The sequence below is a fragment of the Photobacterium lutimaris genome (assembly GCF_003025555.1).
GTDB lineage: Bacteria > Pseudomonadota > Gammaproteobacteria > Enterobacterales > Vibrionaceae > Photobacterium > Photobacterium lutimaris.
Genome location: NZ_PYMH01000002.1, coordinates 471,932 through 486,582, shown reverse-complemented (window position 1 = coordinate 486,582; position 14,651 = coordinate 471,932). Strand labels below are relative to the sequence as shown.

Genomic DNA, 14,651 nt, shown 5'->3' with positions numbered 1-14,651 from the left:
GTCATTGTTATTACCATTACTAAGCTTAACTTAAGCCCTGTTGTCGTTGTGGGTGAGCATTTAAGGAGTAACGAAGAGGGATAAGCAATGACAGCATCAAATAAAATTGTTCAACAAGCTTTTGATGACGCCAGTGGTTTTTTTGATCTAACCGAGAAGTCACATCAAAAGCGATTATTGCAACTAGCCAACACGTTATATTGCTTAACTGACATTTCCACGCATTACTATCAACAGCTAGCATCCTCAGATAATTGCCCTCTTGAGTTTTGCCTAGCCGTTAAATTAGTTGAGTCCAAACGTTATGTGTTGAAATTAAAGCGTCCCCTGCTGGTTGGCGTTGTATTTGCCATGTGGGGAGAGCATAACCGGCTAAAAGAAAAAACATCGGTGAATCCAAATGGTGAAGATTCGCTACGAATGAAAATTGACCAGCTAAATTGGATCACCCAAGGTTCGGTGGTGGATTGGCATTTGTATCCGGTTGACGACGGTTGCCCACATGACAGTGCGGGCATTGCAGAGCATATTCTCGAAAACCACCCGGATAAAGAGAACGTTTCGGTGTTACGGCTTGCTGATGTATTACCTGTTTCTTCTGGCCCATTAAAGAACTTGGTATCGGCGGATGATTCGCGTAAAGGCGGGGCGATTATTTTGGGGTGCCAGCAAGCAATAGCCGAGAAAGCAGACTGCGTCATATATACCGATGCAGACAATTCTGTACATCTTGGCCAGTTAGGGTTATTGCTTAAACCTTATGTGTCAGAAAATGCGAAAGTTGTATTAGGTAACCGCAAGCATCAAGATTCAATCCTGGTTAAACAAGAAGAGCGATGGGGAGTCGGCATTAAAACATTGCGGCATATGCAGCGAATGATTGGTCGGGCAATTTTCAGTAATAATATTAAAGATACTCAGGCTGCGTTTAAGCTATATGATCGCGACGTGATAAAAGATATTCTCATCAAGCCATCAGTATATGATTTTTCATTTGATACTGACTGGATCTTTGCTGCCATGAAGGGTGAATATCCGTTGTTCACTGTGCCATTTGCCTTTATTGACTCTGATGCGGAATCTGCCTCGATAACACAGGGGCCAATGACCACTTGGTATACCTTATTGAGTGGCTTGTCGACCGCGGCCAAGGCGAGGGGGATCGATCATAACCATGAGATGGTCAGGATTTTTGAGGAGCATATCCATAGTCATGAAGATCTTGAGTTGATCATTGATATATTACCCGAGCAACTCGAGGATATTGACGATGTTGATATCGGTGACCCATTGGTTTTTGCCCCGCGTGAGATTGAACATTGGCTGGTGGAACAAAAGCAGGCCGCCTTGGAAGGTGTTTCATAATTTCTATAATGGGTAAATAAACTAAGTGTAATAATAAAGCCCAAACGGCATTAGCTGATTGGGCTTTTTATGGAAACCGTAAATTAGACTGCAGCCTCGTCAACAAGATAGAGGATAGATTGGTAGGGAATACCGCTATGGTGCGACAAACCGATTTCACAGGTCCGGCTGTTGCTGAAGCCTCGGGTACAGTCTGCCGGTACTTGCTGCTTGAGCGGCGCAACGGCTGCTTGATTAAGTTCGGGCGTGGTGAACCCTTTGTCACCCGCCCACCCGCAGCATTGGATATGCTCTGGCAGAATGACATCGACAGCGCAAGCTTTTGCCAATGATAGCATTTCTGATTCCAGCCCCATTCGGCGCGAACTACAGGTGACGTGCAGCATGACGGTTTCTTTAATCGGCGACAGTGTCAGGTACGGCAGCAAGTGGCGCGACACGAAACCAACCGGTTCGAGTATGTCTAATGGCTTGCTGAAATTTTCGATGCTGCGTTTGGCACAAGGGCTGGTATCCATTAACACTGGGAATTTCCCTTGCTCGCTGGCTTGCCACAATAAGGCTTCTAACTCTTGCGCTTTTTGTGTGGCAATATCATTCATGCCTTTGCTGTCATAGGGCATACCGCAGCATTGGCTGTTGAGTTTGTCTGGGGTGATCACCTCAAAGCCCGCTTTCTCAAGTAAGGACAGCGTCACTTCCGTTAGCGGGCGATTGTCTTTGGCTGAATCCTGCTGCCCCATTGTTCGGCTGGCACAAGAGGGCATGTAGACAACCTTTTTCGTTGACGCTATGGGTTGGCTGCTATCTGTACTGTTTGTAAGTGATTGCTTAGTCGGTAGCTTATGCGGGTTTGGTGTGGGGATCTCTGGCATCCAAATTGGCGTTGCGCCACCAGTGATTTTTCGTAGGCTATTGGTCATCGTGCCTACAGCTTTATCTCCGATAATGTAGCGGGCAATTTGATTGCTCTTCAGGCTAGCCTTTACCAAGGTTGTTGTCGCACTGAAGTGTTCGGCAGTCCAGCGGGCGATAGGGGTAAAGCGCTGGTATTTCTCAATACGCAGCTTCTTAACAAGATCACCGGTATTGATACCGACAGGGCAACGGTCGGCACAAAGGCCGGTTGCGGCACAGGTATCGATGCCTTGATACTCAAACACCGCCTTCAATTCATCGACCGGAAGCTGTTGGCTATTACCCGCCTGGTATTGGCGTTCGCGGTGTTGCAGTTCGCGGTAGAGGACAATTCGTTGGCGCGGCGACAAGGTGAGTGTCCGTGATGGACAGACGGGCTCACAAAACCCACATTCTATACAACGATCAACCAACTCATCAGCAGCAGGCATCGGCTTGAGGTTGGAAACATGAGCCCGTTGATCATCATTGATGATCACGCCGGGATTCAATAAGCCTTGTGGGTCAAAAAGGGCCTTGATGTGTTTCATCAAGGCATAGCCGTCATGACCCCACTCAAGCTCAACGTAGGGGGCCATATTTCTTCCCGTACCGTGCTCTGCTTTGAGAGAACCTTGATATTTGACCGCCACTAGCTCGGCGACGTCATCCATAAAGCGGCCGTAACGATTGATTTCTGATTCATCATCGAACCCTTGAGTGAAAACGAAATGCAGGTTTCCTTCTAGCGCATGGCCGAAAATAATCGCTTCGTTGTAATGGTACTTATCGAATAGCTGTTGCAGCTCCCTTACGCCCATCGCAAGGTGCTCGACAGGAAACGCGACATCTTCAATGATCACCGTCGTGCCGGTTTCCCGGACAGCGCCGACGGCAGGAAACATCCCTTTACGGATAGCCCACAGGGTCGCAACGGTATTGGCATCGGTGGTAAACGGCGTGGAGTGGGTAATGGTAAAGTCAGCCAATGCCGCCATCACATCAAGGCACTGTTGTTCAAGCTGTTGGCTGCAACTGGAATGGGTTTCGACCAGCAGTGCAGCCGATTCAAGATCAAGTGCCCGAATATAATCAGGCATCCCCGATTTATCGGCGACCGAGCGCAATGCTCGGCCATCCATCATTTCGACAGCCGACACATTGGTTTTGGCAATGACCGAGACAGCCAGGCTAGCCGTTTCGATATCTTGGAAAACCAGAAGGGCAGAGGCTTTGTGCGGATGTTCGATAACCGTGTTATAGGTAATATCGGCGATAAAACCCAAGGTGCCTTCTGAGCCAATCATCAGGTGCTCAATAACATCGATGGGGTCATGATAGTCAACGAGGGCGTTGAGGGCGTAACCGGTGGTATTTTTCAGCCGATATTTGTGACGGATTTTTTTTGACAATTCGGTATTGAGCTGGGTTACCTGTATAAGATCAGTTAAGCCATCAATCAGATCGGGTCGGTTGGTTTTGAATGCGGCAATACTCTCTGCGCTGCCCGTATCGAGCACAGTACCGTCAGTAAAGACGATGGTCATGCTGTCGACAGTTTTATAGGAATTTTGCGCAGTGCCGCAGCACATGCCACTGGCATTGTTGGCGGCGATCCCGCCGATTTTGCAGGTGTTGATTGACGCTGGATCTGGGCCGATTTTCCGCTGATAAGGGGCAAGGTAGCGGTTGGCATCGGCACCGATAACACCGGGTTGAAGTCGTATTTTGTCACCTTGCTCAAGAATGCTGTGCCCCCGCCAGTCATCTGTCAGGGTAATAAGTACCGAATCAGACACGGCTTGACCAGACAGACTGGTTCCTGCGGCTCGGAAGGTGAAAGGCACGTCCAATTGGCGGCAAGTTTGAATGGTGAAAATGACTTCATCCAAATGACGCAAGCGCAGAACGAGCTTTGGGATTAGGCGGTAGAAACTGGCATCGGTGCCATAGGCAAGTCGCTTAGCAGCATCTGTGACGATGCGCTCTTTATCGATTTGGGTCGCGAGTAGGGCTTCTAGCTGTTGATATTTAATTTCCATTGCTGATCCTGCATCAGTCAGTGTTACTGAATTGTTGACTTATTTTTTATCTTACTGTTATAAAACACTATTGTTGGAATATTTGTCTCGGATTGAGAGTCTGGGCTATAAATTCTTTTGTTTGTCGTACTTGCTCTGTTTGTATTTAGCGATGCAGGCCAGCTAATTAGATGGCCTGATGACGTTGTAGTGATTCGGGACATTTAGCCCATAAGTACGTCGGTAATATGCAGGCCATAGATGAGAAAAAGGCCGATAATGCCGCTCATAACGAGGTAGTAGAACGTTGGGATCACTGTCTTGCGCAGCGTTGCACCTTCACGCCCGAGTAGACCAACCGTAGCGGATGCGGCGACCACGTTATGGATTGCAATCATGTTACCGGCTGCAGCGCCAACAGCTTGCAGGGCAACGATCGCCGCACTGGATACCGTCAGGGTTTGTGCCACTTCGAACTGGAACTGGCTGAACATCATGTTGGAAACCGTATTCGAGCCTGCGATGAAAGCCCCTAAAGCGCCAATAGTGGCACTCAATGCTGGGAAGAAGCCACCGACTAAGTCAGACACAAAGTTTGCTGTTGTGACGGGCATACTGGCCAAGTCTGCCGCATTGACACCGGAGTTGATAAAAATACGTACCATCGGGATGGTGAACACCAAGACGAAGCCGGCTCCAATGAGCGTTTTGCTCGATTCTTTGAACGCTTCGGATAATGGGCTGAGCTGGCGTGATTGCATTATTACCGCGACAATCGCAACAAACACCAAGATGCCCCCCGGTAGGTATAGAGGCTGGATAGAAGCACTGATCCCGGTTTCCCCCAGAATATTAGAAAAGGAAAGGCTGACACTGACTAAAAGCGCTTTGAAGTCAGCACTGACACGGCTTGCAACCAAGACGACGGCAAGCAAGACATACGGTGCCCAAGCCATGACGAGATTCATGGGTTTATCGGTCGCTTTCAGGTTGATTTTCAGCGAGCCGAGCCACTCTTCAGGCCATTTGTCTTCGCTTTCAAAGTCCCATTGTTTTTTTGGCACAAGAAAGCCTTTCTTTGCCGCAGAAACCACAATCGCCAAGCCTAACAAGCCGCCAATCAAAGATGGGAACTCAGGCCCAAGCAGCATACCGGTCAGGGCATATGGCACGGTAAAGGCGATACCGGCAAACAGAGCGAAAGGTAAGATGTCCAAACCTTCAGTCCAGCTTTTGTTCTTACCGAAAAAGCGAGTCAGCATCATTGCCATCAGCACAGGTATCATCGTGCCGATAGTGGCGTGGATTAATGCCACGTTGGTGGTGATTTGCTGCAGATAGACATCCCAGTTGGAACCTTGGCTGATCAGAGTTTCGCCGATGTTGTGAGTATCAAGACCTTTGTTAACCCCCACAATAATAGGGGTACCGACCGCGCCGAATGATACGGGGGTAGATTGGATCATCATGCCCATCAAAACCGCGGCAAGTGCAGGAAAACCGATAGCGACCAAAAGAGGGGCTGCAATTGCTGCTGGGGTACCGAAGCCGGATGCCCCTTCAATAAACGAGCCAAAGCACCAAGCGATGATGATGGCTTGTATCCTGCGGTCACAGGAGATGTCGGTGAAGCCATTGCGTATGGTGGTAATGGCACCGGTATGCTTCAGTGTGTTGAGGAGGAATATTGCCCCAAATACAATCCACAGAACCGAGACGGTAATAGTGAGACCTTGAAGTGAGGAAGCCAGAACACGGTTTGCCGACATGTCCCAGCAAAAAAGAGCGATGGCAACGGTAAGTAAAAAAGCAACAGGCATTGCTTTTTTGGCTGGCCAGTTTAGCCCGACCAGTAAGATAGCGGCGACCACTATCGGTGAAAATGCAACAAGTGCAAGTAGGGTATCGTTCATGTTATCAGTCCTTCGGCGTGCTGTTTTGTAATGCATGTCTTATGCATCGACGAACATGGTTGTTACGTTTGTTATTGGTTTTGTTAACATGGCGTGACGATATCGCTTTATTTTTATTAGATATAGGGAAATAATGAAAAACATTTCTTCCAAAAGTGGATAAATAATGGCGAAAGCAGATGACCTGATCTTGTTTGCTCAGGTAGTGGAATATGGTTCTTTCAGTAAGGTCGCTGAGTTGAATTCCCTTACAAACTCCGTGGTTAGCAAACGAATAGCCCGGTTGGAAGATGATCTCGGGGTACAGCTGCTGTACCGGACGACCCGGAAACTCACGGTGAGTGAGGCTGGCAAAGTGTTATATCAGGGGTCTAAAAATGTGAAGCAGGCCGCGATGGAAGCCTTGGATGCGGTGAGCGGGTTTGGAGAAAAAGTCAGCGGACACGTCAAGATGTCTGTCCCGACCATCTCCGGTGATTTGCTGCTGGCCGATGCGGTTGCGGAGTTTTGTACCGACCACCCCGGTTTTACGGTCGATATGTCATTGGATAACCGTTTTGTGAACCTCATTGAAGATGGTTACGATTTGGTGATCCGTACCGGTTATTTGGAAGACTCAAGCCTGATAGCCAGACATATCCTCGATTCACAATGGGTGATTTGCGCTGCCCCAAGATATATCGCCCTGAATGGCAAACCGGAATTGCCACAAGATCTCGTTGACCATAACTGTTTGCAGTATGCGTATCAAACCACAGGTGCTTCGGAGTGGCAGTTTATCGGAGAGCAGGGTAATTATATTCTTCGGGTGAGTGGTAATTTTTCCACTGATAATGCAACAGCTTTAAGAAAAGCGGCGCTAGGTGGGTATGGAATTGCTTACGTGCCGCGTTGTTTGGTCTATCACGATCTCATGGCAGGCAAGCTCGTTGACCTCTTTCCTGAACAAGTGGGCAAGCGGTTAGGTATTTATGCGGTATACCCTTATACCCGCCAACCCTCGCAAAAAATAAAGCTGCTGATTGAGCACATCAGAGCGCGATACCTTGCGATTAAGCATGTTTTCTAGCAGGTTGTTTGCTCTGTGAGGTGATAAATTTAGTCAAACAAGATACTGGTGTAATCTGCCAGTTGCTCTTCGGAAAACCGGTCAACAAAACAGGCCCGCTGTTCAGAATCACAATACACTTTATTACTGAATGAATAGCGGGTGGTGTCGAAGTTTTTACTGCCGATTCGGTTGATCATTTCCAGCATTTTTTCTTGCGCTTCAACGCCTAAATACTCTTCAGTAAAAGCCATGGATATCCCGAAACTATCGACACAGAAGCCGGCTTTTCGATCGCAGATCACGCCTTTGTCTGGTGTGAAAAGAGGCTCATGGATAGTGTGGTTTTCACTCAGAACCGAATGACTGGCGAGTAACAAGCTAAGTGGAAGTAATAGTGATTTCATGACCGACACCTTGCCGCAATGGGTTTCAACTAGTATTGATCAGAACTGACGTATTCCCAAGTTACTCGTAATGAATACGCAGTCATATACATTCTCTGGCTATAATTTTGATATGGTTAGCAAAAAATGACGTTTTAATACAATATGATAAAGGTATTCTAATTAATTAGGTCCTAATATGAACTGGTATATCCACGTATTGAAAAAATATGCTGTCTTTAAAGGTCGGGCGAGGCGGCAAGAGTATTGGTATTTCTTCTTGTTCAACATCATCATCAGCATTGCATTGTCGATGCTTGACTCGGCACTGGGTAATCCCGGTGCCGGTGAAGGGGCGGGAGCTATCGGGGCGATTTATTCCCTTGCGGTACTTATTCCGAGTATTGCTGTTGGTGTTCGCCGCCTGCATGATATCGGCCGAACGGGCTGGTGGATGTTGATCGGTTTGATCCCGGTGATCGGGCTGTTGGTATTGTTGTATTTCTTTATTCAGGACAGCCAACCTGCGGTCAACGAATACGGCCCGAATCCGAAAGATCCTTCCTCGATAAACCTTTCGATCTAAATCTTTCGTTCGCAATGTTGAGGTGGCAGCCGGATAAGGATCTCTGGCTGTCATTGAGCGATGGGGCAGTATCATTTTTAAGAATTGGTACTGATTTCTCATTTTCAAAATAAGCTGTATTTCTGATTAAAACCCATTCAATTAACAGTTTAGGCCGCTATGGCTTTTAAATACCTGTCTAAAGCATCTCTCTTATTAATCTACAATTAAACCGATATTTAGTGATTTCGTCTGGATTGACTGTTCTTTCTGGATGGTAGTAAATCACTTATGGCTTATCAGTTGGCTAATAATTCAAGTGATACCACAGCGTTACGTGGAGTAGCATGATGAGAATGAACAAGATAGCACTCTCGGTGTTGGCGGTTTGTGTTGGGTTCTCTACGGGGAGCTTAGCTTCAGGAAAATATGACGACGATGATAAGCATTCATCGTATTCGGATTCTAAATATTATGACGATGATGATTCTTCGTCCTATTCAAGTAAAAGAGATGATGATTCATATTCGAAAAGTGACAGCGATAGCAGCTATTCCAATGGTGATGGCTATTCTAATGATGGTTCGGGTGACTACAAAGACGATGGCGATGATGCTAAAAAGCGCCTGGCGTTAAATCTTGTCGGTACCGGTGCAATGTATCCACAGACGGTGCCTCCTTTGGAAAAATATGGACCACCATTGGATGCGCAGTGCTTTGATGTTGAGTTGAAGAATATCCACGATGGAGAACACATTGGCTGGGCGACGGATTGTTTGTCTGAAATCACCCCTGATGAAACTGGCGGTAATGGGGTGTCGTTAATTGGCACCACCTTCTTTTATCTCCCTGACGGACTCTTAATTACCCGAGGGCATACCACGGTTCAGCCAGTGCTGAAGCCTATTGTTACAGCTGACGGCCAGACCATAACGCATATTACAGGTGCTTCCAGTGACGACAATGCGGTAGTAAAAGGTTATGGGGAGTATCAATGGCATAAGGGTACAGTGCGCCTGTCTGGTATGGTCGACTTAACCAAATTTGGAGGTAACGAAGGTGATCCGATGTTTTTTGATTGCCTGTTTGTTATCGATTTGGAAGAGTACAAACCTGAATTCAAGTCTTGGTATGATTGGTACCGCTACCGTTATTATAATGACAGCTATTATAATGAATATCATAGTGATAGCTATTACGGTAAGAATGATGATAGTGGCTATGACGATAGCGATGACTCGGGTTATAACAAAGACAAGAGTAATAATGGAAAAGGCTATTACAAGCGCCATAACGGGAAGGGCGATAGTTATGACTAATGCTCTGTGAGTGAAATAGCGATGTGTTTGAAAAATTGAATAAAGCCTGAGCAGATGCTCAGGCTTTATTATGTGGGGTATTGCTACGAATTACTTTTGTGCAAACGTATAAGTACGATATCCGCCAATCAGGTTTCGAGCTTTGAAACCATTATTGACTAGCTGGCGATAGGCGACATTACCACGCAAGCCCACAGCGCAATAGATGATGATTTCTTTATCTTTCGGTAGCTCGTTCATGCGCTGACGTAGCTGATCGACAGGAATGTTGACCGCCCCCTCAAGATAACCGGCTGCTTCCAGCTCTCCTGGGTTACGCACATCGAGCAATAGCTGGTCTTCGCTCAGTGAATCAATCTCATCAAAGTGAATGGGCGTAGCATCCCCTTTGATGATGTTACTGGCGACAAATGCCGCTTGGTTGATCACATCTTTGGCACTGCCGTAAGGTGGCGCATAGGTCAGCTCAAGGTGCTGCAACTGTTGAACGGTCATGCCCGCGCGCTGGGCGACAGCCATTACATCAATACGTTTATCAATACCGTCCTTACCGACAGCCTGGGCACCGAAGATCTTGCCGGAATCAGGGGCAAACATGAGTTTCAGCGAGACGGTTTCAGCGCCCGGGTAGTAGCTGGCATGGCTTGCGGTATGAACGTAGACTTTTTCATAATCGACACCCTCACGCTTAAGTTGCTTTTCATTCTTACCGGTGGAAGCAACAGCGAGTTCGAACACTTTACAAATTGCCGTACCCTGCGTGCCTTGGTATGTTTCGCTGCGTCCTAGCATGTTGTCAGCAGCCATACGGCCTTGGCGATTGGCTGGGCCCGCTAGCGGTACCAATGTTTGTTTACCAGTGACAAAATCTTGTTCTTCGATGGCGTCACCGACAGCATAGATTGATGGGTCACTTGTTTGCATGCTTTCGTTGGTGTAGATGCCACCGAGATCACCAATTTTTAAACCCGCCTCAACAGCCAGTGTTGTTTCAGGCCGTACGCCGATGGCCATGATCAAAATATCGGTACTGAAGCTATCTCCGTTATTAAGCTGCAGATTTAGGTCGCCGCACAGGTGCTGGTGTGCCGCGCTCTCGCCAGCATCTTCGTTAGCGACAGACTGACTGGGGGTATAGTCAACAGACTCAAGTGCAACCCCCAAGCGCAGATCAATGCCCTTGTCTTGGATTTCCTGATGGACAAAACCGGCCATCTCACGATCAACGGGTGTCATGACCTGATCTGCCATCTCGACCAGTGTGGTTTTTATCCCTAGTTGGTGGAAAGCTTCCATCATTTCAAGGCCAATAAAACCGCCGCCCACGACCGTTGCATGTTCGGGTTTGTTCATTTCGATCGTTTTAAGGATCTTATCCATATCTGGAATATTGCGCAAAGAGTGCGTCAGCGGGTTATCAATCCCCGGTATTGGCGGAATGACAGGCGCTGCGCCTGGGCTCAGGAGAAGGAAGTCATACGTTTCACTGTATTCTGAACCATCGAGCAAATTTTTCACCGTGACACTTTTGGCTTGACGATCAATGGCGGTAACTTCATTCATCACCCTGACATCGACATTGAAACGAGCAAGAAAGCTTTCTGGCGTTTGCAACAACAGTTTGCTGCGGTCAGTGATATCACCACCAATATGATAGGGAAGGCCGCAGTTGGCAAAGGAGACGAACTCGCCTCGCTCAAACATGATGATGTCAGCATCTTCACTTAATCGGCGAGCACGTGCGGCAGCAGAAGCTCCACCTGCGACGCCACCTACAATCAAAATCTTGGTCATTGCATTCTCCGTCTGCCCTAAAATTAGGGAACTACAGTATCTCGATTCATGTTGGCTTCCAATATAAATAATTAAATTAGAAAAAGCTAATTTAATTTACGCTAAATTAGTATTGACTGATTATTTTATTTTAGTATTCTCTAAAGCAATGAATCCGGGCGAATTTGATAGGAGTAAATATGGCTTTTGAAATTCCATGGGATGCACTGGCCGGAGGCATACTGCTTGGTATATCTGCATCTGTCTTGTTGGTGATGAATGGCAGAATTGCAGGGATCAGCGGTATTGTGTCGGGCTTGCTGACACCTAAACAAGGGGAGGTGTCGTGGCGATTATTGTTTGTCATTGGCATGTTGGTGAGTGGCTTGTTGGCTCCCGCGATAGGATTCACGTTACCTGAAACCTTACCGGTGTCGTCGTTTTTGTGGGTTGGTTTAGCCGGTCTATTGGTTGGGGTTGGTACTAAAATCGGTAACGGGTGTACCAGTGGCCACGGTATCTGCGGGATCGGGCGGTTGTCTAAACGGTCTATTGTCGCGACATGTATTTTTATGGGCGTTGCAATTGCAACCGTCTTTGTTCGCCTACATGTTCTGTAACAGGGGATTCAAGATGAAAGGCTTATCGCAACTTGTGGCGTTATTGACAGGGCTACTGTTTGGTTTGGGAATGATGGTATCTGGTATGGTCGATCCCCACCGTGTATTGGGTTTTTTAGATATCGCAGGTGCTTGGGATCCTAGCTTGGTGTTTGTGATGGGTGGGGCATTAGCGGTGTTCCTGCCTGTTTATCTGTTGGTGGTAAAGAAACGCTCTGCTCCCGTATGTTCAGAAAAATTCGAAATCTCTAACAACAAAGTGATTGATAAACAGCTGGTTACTGGGGCCGCACTGTTTGGTTTAGGGTGGGGGATTGCCGGTATTTGTCCTGGACCTGCGGTAACGTCGACCCTAGGACTAAATCCATCGATGTTGGTCTTTATAGCGATGATGCTGATCGGGATGGGGCTTGGTTCTGTTTTGGTCAAACGTTAAGCTGTCGCGTACTAAAAATCCAGTCAAAGGGCACAGATACGTGCCCTTTGGTTTTTTTATTGGTTGGTCATTGGATGGTGTGGTTAATCACTGATTGAACCACTGCAAGGTTTCACTCAGTGACGCCACACTGCCAATAACAATTAATGCGGGACTCACTGCACCGTTTGCCAGTTCTGGCAGCGTTGCAAGTGTACCGGTAAGTACACGTTGATCCTGGCGAGTACCATTTTCAATAATCGCGCAAGGTGTTTTGGCAGCCAGACCGTGGGTGATCAGCTTGTCGCAAATATGGCCACTCTGTTTCAAACCCATATAGAAGACGAGGGTGTTATTGGACTGAGCCAGTGAGCCCCACTCGATTTCGCGGCCGTCTTTCTGCACGTGGCCGGTGATAAACTGGACACTTTGGGCGTGGTCGCGATGGGTCAGCGGGATCCCGGCATAGGCGGTAGCACCTGCTGCGGCGGTGATCCCCGGTACAACTTCATATTTAATACCAAATTTGGCTAACTCTTCGAGTTCTTCACCACCACGGCCAAAGATGAATGAGTCACCACCTTTCAGGCGGACAACACGCTTACCTTCTTGCGCTTTTTGAACCAAAATCTGGTTGATTTGATCTTGTGGGACACAATGGAAATCGAGTTTTTTACCGACGTAAATCATCTCGGCGGAGGCATCTGCCAGCGCCAGGATATCTGTTGAAACCAGACGGTCGTACACTACGACGTCTGCAGCTTGGATAACTTTCAGGCCTTTTACAGTCAGCAAATCCGGATCACCCGGACCTGCGCCGACAAGTGAGACAAAGCCGCTGTTTGATATTGCGTGATTGGTCGTCATAGCAATGTCTTTCCTTCAAATTTGGTTATAAAAAGTAACACTCGTTTGGTGAGCTTTACCCTAAGGAGTTATTACTTTTTATAGCCAAAACAGTACAATAGCTTTATTGATACATTCGCTTTGTAGCTAAGTGTAGGCCCCGAGTACTCACCCGGGACCAAATGAAATGCTTACTTAGTGCTAAATGCAGGCTCTGCATTAATCGCGGAATCATTTTCTACGTTAATTGCCGGCGCTGTTTTTGCGTGCGTTAGGTATAGCGGAATACACGTAAATAGCAGGCCACCGACTAGGTTACCTAGGATGGTTGGGATAAGGTTGAAGTTCAACCAAGTCGCAATACCAAAATCAGCGCCTAGCATCATGCCCAGTGGGAACAGGAACATGTTCACCACTGCGTGCTCAAAGACTAATGCGAAGAAAATAAAGATAGGTAGCCACATTGCTGCAATTTTCCCTGCTACGCTACGGGCCGTCATGTTACCAATCACGCCCAAGCAAACCATTAAGTTACAAAGAATGCCGCGAACAAAACAGGTGATCCAGCCATTTGCGCCAAGTTCTTCGAAGCCAACGGTACGTGCTGTTGCTGCCTTAATAAAAGTTTGACCGACGGCTCCAGGTTCAACTGTGAAGTTCATGGTGAATGAAAGAGCGATGAGGAAAGCAACAATAAGCGAACCGATGAGGTTACCCAGCCCCACAAGCCCCCAGCAACGCAGAACATGACTCCAGGTGATTCCTTTGCGATTGTCGAATTTTGCCAATGGGGCAAGACCGAACACACCGGTAACCAGGTCATAGCCCATCAGGCTTAAAATACAGAAGCCAACAGGGAAGACGAGCGCACCGACAATGCCAATACCGGTTTGTGTGATAGCGGTGATCGCCACTACAACCGCTAACGAAAGGATAATACCCGCCATCGTGCCACGTAATATCAAATCGCGTGTAGAGGTGCGCATTTTCGCTTCGCCAGTGTCAATCATTGTCTGAACGAATTCCATCGGTTTTGAATAGGACATCATGTCACTCCAAAAAGTTAAAATAAAAATTGAATAGTCAAAGGCTCTCATTCCTGTGTTGGGCAAGGAGCCTTTTCGCTATTAAATCTTTGGTGATTAACCGTTTTTGCTTTTACGCGGCGATTTCAACCTTGCCGTTAGCTACACGGACATTGAAGGTTTTAATGTTAAAGCGCTCATCTTCCATACATACACCGGTAGACAGGTTGAAGCGTTGCTTCTTCAGCGGGCTTGCGACCCAAAGTTCATCTTGGTGCTGACAAATCAGGCCGCGAGATAACACGTTTGAGCGGGCAAACGGGTCCATATTGCTGATAGCAAAAACTTCTTCGACAACGCTCGGGCGAAAGATGGCAACTTGCTGGCCGTTGAACAGCGCACAAACGCCTGTCCCTGGGGTGATATCTTGGATATCGCAGATTAGCTCAAAAGCCATG

13 protein-coding genes are annotated in these 14,651 nt (G+C 47.4%); 6 read left to right on the top strand and 7 right to left on the bottom strand.

Going from position 1 to position 14,651, the window contains the following annotated elements:
* Positions 1-87 precede the first annotated feature (87 nt).
* Positions 88-1,365 (top strand): glycosyltransferase, encoded by a 1,278-nt coding sequence (locus C9I99_RS07775; protein ID WP_107348280.1) that lies wholly within the window; start codon positions 88-90, stop codon positions 1,363-1,365.
* Positions 1,366-1,448: 83 nt separating this feature from the next.
* On the opposite strand, the gene C9I99_RS07770 is transcribed toward C9I99_RS07775, so the two are convergent.
* Together C9I99_RS07770 and C9I99_RS07765 are read right to left on the bottom strand one after the other, a co-directional pair.
* Positions 1,449-4,304 (bottom strand): FAD-binding and (Fe-S)-binding domain-containing protein, encoded by a 2,856-nt coding sequence (locus C9I99_RS07770; RefSeq protein ID WP_107348279.1) that lies wholly within the window; start codon positions 4,302-4,304, stop codon positions 1,449-1,451.
* A 203-nt stretch (positions 4,305-4,507) separates the two neighbouring features.
* Positions 4,508-6,196, bottom strand: coding sequence for an L-lactate permease (locus C9I99_RS07765; protein ID WP_107348278.1), 1,689 nt, complete (start codon positions 6,194-6,196; stop codon positions 4,508-4,510).
* A gap of 166 nt (positions 6,197-6,362) precedes the next feature.
* Between C9I99_RS07765 and C9I99_RS07760 the strand changes: the two genes are divergently transcribed.
* Positions 6,363-7,265 carry a LysR family transcriptional regulator gene (locus C9I99_RS07760; protein ID WP_107348277.1) on the top strand — a complete coding sequence of 301 codons (903 nt, stop codon included), beginning with the start codon at positions 6,363-6,365 and terminating at the stop codon, positions 7,263-7,265.
* Between the two features lie 29 nt (positions 7,266-7,294).
* On the opposite strand, the gene C9I99_RS07755 is transcribed toward C9I99_RS07760, so the two are convergent.
* Positions 7,295-7,651, bottom strand: a complete 357-nt coding sequence (locus C9I99_RS07755; protein WP_107348276.1) for a YcgJ family protein — start codon at positions 7,649-7,651, stop codon at positions 7,295-7,297.
* Between the two features lie 178 nt (positions 7,652-7,829).
* Here C9I99_RS07755 and C9I99_RS07750 point away from each other — a divergent pair, with 178 nt between their 5' ends.
* On the top strand, positions 7,830-8,216 hold the full coding sequence (locus C9I99_RS07750; RefSeq protein ID WP_107348275.1) for a DUF805 domain-containing protein: 387 nt from the start codon (positions 7,830-7,832) through the stop codon (positions 8,214-8,216).
* A 335-nt stretch (positions 8,217-8,551) separates the two neighbouring features.
* Positions 8,552-9,514 carry a hypothetical protein gene (locus C9I99_RS07745; protein WP_133638216.1) on the top strand — a complete coding sequence of 321 codons (963 nt, stop codon included), beginning with the start codon at positions 8,552-8,554 and terminating at the stop codon, positions 9,512-9,514.
* Positions 9,515-9,604: 90 nt separating this feature from the next.
* Here the strand turns inward: C9I99_RS07745 and C9I99_RS07740 are convergent, their stop codons facing one another.
* On the bottom strand, positions 9,605-11,308 hold the full coding sequence (locus C9I99_RS07740) for an FAD-dependent oxidoreductase (RefSeq protein ID WP_107348273.1): 1,704 nt from the start codon (positions 11,306-11,308) through the stop codon (positions 9,605-9,607).
* Between the two features lie 179 nt (positions 11,309-11,487).
* Here C9I99_RS07740 and C9I99_RS07735 point away from each other — a divergent pair, with 179 nt between their 5' ends.
* Together C9I99_RS07735 and C9I99_RS07730 are read left to right on the top strand one after the other, a co-directional pair.
* Entirely contained in the window at positions 11,488-11,907 is a 420-nt protein-coding gene (locus C9I99_RS07735) for a YeeE/YedE family protein (protein ID WP_107348272.1), read from the top strand.
* 13 nt (positions 11,908-11,920) lie between these two features.
* Complete coding sequence (locus C9I99_RS07730; RefSeq protein WP_107348271.1) at positions 11,921-12,343, top strand: YeeE/YedE family protein; 423 nt, start codon at positions 11,921-11,923, stop codon at positions 12,341-12,343.
* A gap of 87 nt (positions 12,344-12,430) precedes the next feature.
* Here the strand turns inward: C9I99_RS07730 and cobA are convergent, their stop codons facing one another.
* The 3 genes from cobA to nirD all read right to left on the bottom strand — a co-directional run bounded on the left by cobA (position 12,431) and on the right by nirD (position 14,650).
* A complete protein-coding gene (cobA, locus tag C9I99_RS07725; protein ID WP_107348270.1) occupies positions 12,431-13,189 on the bottom strand; it encodes a uroporphyrinogen-III C-methyltransferase in 759 nt (252 codons plus the stop codon).
* A 170-nt stretch (positions 13,190-13,359) separates the two neighbouring features.
* Entirely contained in the window at positions 13,360-14,214 is an 855-nt protein-coding gene (locus C9I99_RS07720) for a formate/nitrite transporter family protein (protein WP_107348269.1), read from the bottom strand.
* Between the two features lie 112 nt (positions 14,215-14,326).
* Entirely contained in the window at positions 14,327-14,650 is a 324-nt protein-coding gene (gene nirD / locus C9I99_RS07715) for a nitrite reductase small subunit NirD (RefSeq protein WP_107348268.1), read from the bottom strand.
* Position 14,651 lies beyond the last annotated feature (1 nt).

What these genes read in the sequence shown, in the direction of transcription:
- C9I99_RS07775 (WP_107348280.1), top strand. Translation starts at nt 88, where the DNA reads ATGACAGCATCAAATAAAATTGTTCAACAAGCTTTTGATGACGCCAGT.
- C9I99_RS07770 (WP_107348279.1), bottom strand. Translation starts at nt 4,304, where the DNA reads ATGGAAATTAAATATCAACAGCTAGAAGCCCTACTCGCGACCCAAATC.
- C9I99_RS07765 (WP_107348278.1), bottom strand. Translation starts at nt 6,196, where the DNA reads ATGAACGATACCCTACTTGCACTTGTTGCATTTTCACCGATAGTGGTC.
- C9I99_RS07760 (WP_107348277.1), top strand. Translation starts at nt 6,363, where the DNA reads ATGGCGAAAGCAGATGACCTGATCTTGTTTGCTCAGGTAGTGGAATAT.
- C9I99_RS07755 (WP_107348276.1), bottom strand. Translation starts at nt 7,651, where the DNA reads ATGAAATCACTATTACTTCCACTTAGCTTGTTACTCGCCAGTCATTCG.
- C9I99_RS07750 (WP_107348275.1), top strand. Translation starts at nt 7,830, where the DNA reads ATGAACTGGTATATCCACGTATTGAAAAAATATGCTGTCTTTAAAGGT.
- C9I99_RS07745 (WP_133638216.1), top strand. Translation starts at nt 8,552, where the DNA reads ATGAACAAGATAGCACTCTCGGTGTTGGCGGTTTGTGTTGGGTTCTCT.
- C9I99_RS07740 (WP_107348273.1), bottom strand. Translation starts at nt 11,308, where the DNA reads ATGACCAAGATTTTGATTGTAGGTGGCGTCGCAGGTGGAGCTTCTGCT.
- C9I99_RS07735 (WP_107348272.1), top strand. Translation starts at nt 11,488, where the DNA reads ATGGCTTTTGAAATTCCATGGGATGCACTGGCCGGAGGCATACTGCTT.
- C9I99_RS07730 (WP_107348271.1), top strand. Translation starts at nt 11,921, where the DNA reads ATGAAAGGCTTATCGCAACTTGTGGCGTTATTGACAGGGCTACTGTTT.
- cobA (WP_107348270.1), bottom strand. Translation starts at nt 13,189, where the DNA reads ATGACGACCAATCACGCAATATCAAACAGCGGCTTTGTCTCACTTGTC.
- C9I99_RS07720 (WP_107348269.1), bottom strand. Translation starts at nt 14,214, where the DNA reads ATGTCCTATTCAAAACCGATGGAATTCGTTCAGACAATGATTGACACT.
- nirD (WP_107348268.1), bottom strand. Translation starts at nt 14,650, where the DNA reads ATGGCTTTTGAGCTAATCTGCGATATCCAAGATATCACCCCAGGGACA.